This is a genomic window from Streptomyces sp. UH6 (assembly GCF_013421635.1).
GTDB classification, from domain to species: domain Bacteria; phylum Actinomycetota; class Actinomycetes; order Streptomycetales; family Streptomycetaceae; genus Streptomyces; species Streptomyces abyssomicinicus.
The window spans coordinates 1-3448 of the sequence record NZ_JACADT010000621.1; the positions used below are offsets into that span (position 1 = coordinate 1).

The 3448-nt window shown below is 72.7% G+C and carries 3 protein-coding genes and 1 riboswitch; all 3 genes read left to right on the top strand.

Going from position 1 to position 3448, the window contains the following annotated elements:
* Positions 1-1183, top strand: a 1183-nt coding sequence (locus tag HW445_RS23145; RefSeq protein ID WP_306673345.1) for a PP2C family protein-serine/threonine phosphatase, incomplete at its 5' end; no start/stop codon positions are given.
* Between the two features lie 233 nt (positions 1184-1416).
* A riboswitch (cyclic di-AMP (ydaO/yuaA leader) is annotated at positions 1417-1565 on the top strand.
* Between the two features lie 11 nt (positions 1566-1576).
* On the top strand, positions 1577-2617 hold the full coding sequence (locus HW445_RS23150; protein WP_180222892.1) for a M23 family metallopeptidase: 1041 nt from the start codon (positions 1577-1579) through the stop codon (positions 2615-2617).
* A 76-nt stretch (positions 2618-2693) separates the two neighbouring features.
* A partial coding sequence (locus HW445_RS23155) for an aldo/keto reductase (RefSeq protein ID WP_180222893.1) occupies positions 2694-3448 on the top strand: 755 nt, incomplete at its 3' end.

Here is a 3448-nt window from a genome sequence, read left to right on the forward strand (position 1 = left end):
CGGCGGCCAGCGGTCGCCGGGCCCCGCCGGGGCCGGAAGCATGGGGCCCATGCTGCGGCGAGGCGGGCCGGTGGACCCGGCGGTCGAGGACGCCGCCGGCCGTGGCCGGCGGTGGCTCCACCACGCCCGGCTGGTGCTGCGGGCGCTGCCGTTCCTGATGCTCGTGTTCGGCCTGGTCTACGACCGGTTCACGCCGACGGACGTGACCCCGGTGCCCTTCTTCGCCGCCGCGCCGCTGATCGCCGCCCCCCTCTACACCCTCCGTGCCACCGTGCTGACCGGGGTGCTGTCGGTGGGGTGCACCGTCCTGGTGCGGCTGACCCGTGACGAGCTGTACGCGGCCCAGATGACCACCGAGCTGTTCACCGTCCTCACCGTCTCCGTGCTGGCCGCGGTGGTCAACACCGTGGTGCGCCGGGGCGACGTGCGGCTGGCCAACGCCCGGCAGATGGCCGAGGCGGCGCAGCAGGCCGTGATGCCGGTGCCGGAGAGCGAACTCGGCGCCCTGCGGATCGCCTCCCTGTACGAGGCGGCGCAGCAGGAGGCGAACCTCGGCGGCGACCTCTACGTCGTGCAGGACACCCCGTACGGCGTGCGCATGATCCTGGGGGACGTGCGGGGCAAGGGGATGTCCGCCGTGACGGCGGTGGCGGTCGTCGTGGGCGTCTTCCGTGAGGCGGCCGAGCGGGCGCCCACCATCGAGGAGTGCGCGCGGCGGCTGGACCAGGCCGTGATCCGGGAGCGGGAGCGCCAGGGGACGGAACTGGAGCGCCTGGAGGGCTTCGTGACCGCGGTGCTGGCCGAGTTCTCCCGCGACGGCCGGAGGGTGCAGCTGGTCAACCACGGCCACCCGCCGCCGCTGCTCCTGGAACCCGGGCGTGAGCCGCGGATGCTCGACGTGGGGATCCCCGGTGGGCCCCTGGCCCTCTCGGGGCTGACGGGTTCACCGCGGCCCGGCCCTCCGGTCGAGCTGGTGCCGGGTGCCACGGTCCTCTTCTACACGGACGGTCTGACCGAGGCCCGGGACGCGGACGGCGTCTTCTACGACCCGGTCGTCCGCCTGAACGGCCGGAGCTTCGGCGAACCCGAGGAGCTCCTGGACTTCCTGGCCGGGGACGTGGCGCTGCACGCCGGCGGCGACGTGAAGGACGACATGGCCTTGCTCGCCGTCCGCTGCCGGTGAGGGTCTGCGTCAGGGCCGCGCCGGTGAGCGGACCGCCATGTGACCGCCATGATCAAGCCAGGGACGATGCCGCCGGTGTGACCTAAGCCATGTCCGATTCGCCCTGTTGAGCCTCCATAGGTTCAGGCCAGAGGGTTGGGCGATGTGAAGGAACGGCTTGGAAATGAGCCACCGCTTCTATTAACGTTCGATAACGCAGCGCGCGGCTGTCCCAGCCGTCACCAGCGACGGCTCCGTGCGCTCTGCCGAATCCCGCAAGGGAACCGGGGAACCACTTTCCGGGGTGAATCGGGCGTATCGCGGCTCTTGCCGTATACGCGCGTAGGAGACCTTCCCGCTCCGAACCCGTCAGCTAACCCGGTAGGCGAGACGGAAGGAAAGGAGCGCGCCCCCGTGGCGTCCAACCGCCCTGCCCCTGCACCTGAAGTGCCCTTCGTCCCTGGCCGACGTGAGGCTGCCGACGCCTACGGCCCCGCGTCCGGCTTCGCCGGCGAGGGCTCCTTCGAGGAGTGGAACCCCAGCGAGGGGACCGTCCAGAGAGGCCGCCACCGGGTGGCCAAGCAGCGCGGGCTCGCCCGCAGTTCGACCGTTCTCGGCGTCGGCGTGATCGCTGCCGTCGGCGCGGGCGGCATGGCCACCGCGGCGCCCGGCAAGGCTCCGGTGCACATCACCATGCCGCAGATGCCGTCGCTGGACCCGGTCACCTCCCTGCTTCCCGGCTCCGGGGACGGGACCGCCGTCGCCGACGACGCGCCCAGCGTCCTCGGCGAGATGGGCGTGGCGCCCGTCGACACCGAGTCCTCCGCCGACGCCGGCGAGGCCCTGCGCGCCCGCATCATGGCGCAGGCCGCCCAGCAGGAGCAGGAGGCCGAGGCGCAGGCCCAGAAGGAGGCCGAGGAGGCCGCCGCCCAGGCCGCCGCCGAGCAGGCCTCGATGGAGAAGGCCGAGGCCGAGGCCCGCGCGGAGGCCGCCAAGAAGGCCGAGGCGGAGGCCAAGGCCAAGGCGGAGGCGGAACGTCTCGCCAAGCTGGCCGCCAGCTACACGGCGCCGGCCGCCTCGTACACGGTCACCTCCACCTACATGCAGGCCGGCTCCATGTGGTCCTCCGGGTACCACACGGGTCTCGACCTGGCGGCCCCCACCGGCACGCTGCTCAAGGCCGTCCACACCGGCACCGTGACCGAGGCGGGCTGGGCGGGTTCCTACGGGTACCGCACCATCCTCACCCTGGAGGACGGCACCGAGCTCTGGTACTGCCACCAGTCCTCGATCAACGTGAGCGTCGGTCAGAAGGTGACCACCGGCGACGTCATCGGCCGCGTGGGCGCGACCGGCAACGTGACCGGCCCGCACCTGCACCTCGAGGTGCACCCGGGCGGCGGCGACGGCGTCGACCCGATGGCCTGGCTGGCCGCCAGGGGCGTCAGCCTCTGAGGCGTCCCGGCCACATCGCGCGATCCGCGGGCGGCGCGCCGGAATGCGCCGCCCCGCGGGCGTGTTGGACACGGGCATGACTGATCTGCGCAAGCTGGGCACGTCCGGTATCGAGGTCTTCCCGTTCGCCCTCGGCGGCAACGTCTTCGGATGGACCGCCGACGAGCGGGAGTCCTTCGCCGTCCTCGACGCGTACACGGCGGCCGGCGGCAACTTCGTCGACACCGCGGACTCCTACTCGGCCTGGGTCGAGGGCAACCAGGGCGGCGAGTCCGAGACCGTCATCGGCAGGTGGCTCAAGGCCCGGGGCAACCGCTCCGAGGTCGTGGTCGCCACGAAGGTGAGTCAGCACCCGCAGTTCCGGGGGCTGTCGGGCGCCAACATCAAGGCGGCCGCGGAGGCGTCGCTGCGACGCCTGGGCACCGACCACATCGATCTGTACTACACGCACTTCGACCAGCCGGAGACGCCGGTCGAGGAGATCCTCCTCGCCCTCGACCAACTCGTCCGCGAGGGCAAGGTGCGGGCGATCGCCGCCTCCAACATCACCGCCGAGCGGCTCCAGGAGTCGCTGGACTTCTCCGACCGCGAGGGCTTCGCCCGCTACGTGGCGGTGCAGCCGCACTACAACCTGGTCTCCCGGGACACCTACGAGGGGCCGTTGCGGGACGTCGCCGAGCGGGCCGGTCTGGCCGCCGTCCCCTACTACGCGCTGGCGTCGGGGTTCCTGACCGGCAAGTACCGGCCCGGGGCGGTGGTGGACAGCCCGCGGGCGACGGGTGCGGGCCGGCACCTGGAGAGCGAGCGCGGGCAGCGGGTCCTGGCCGCCCT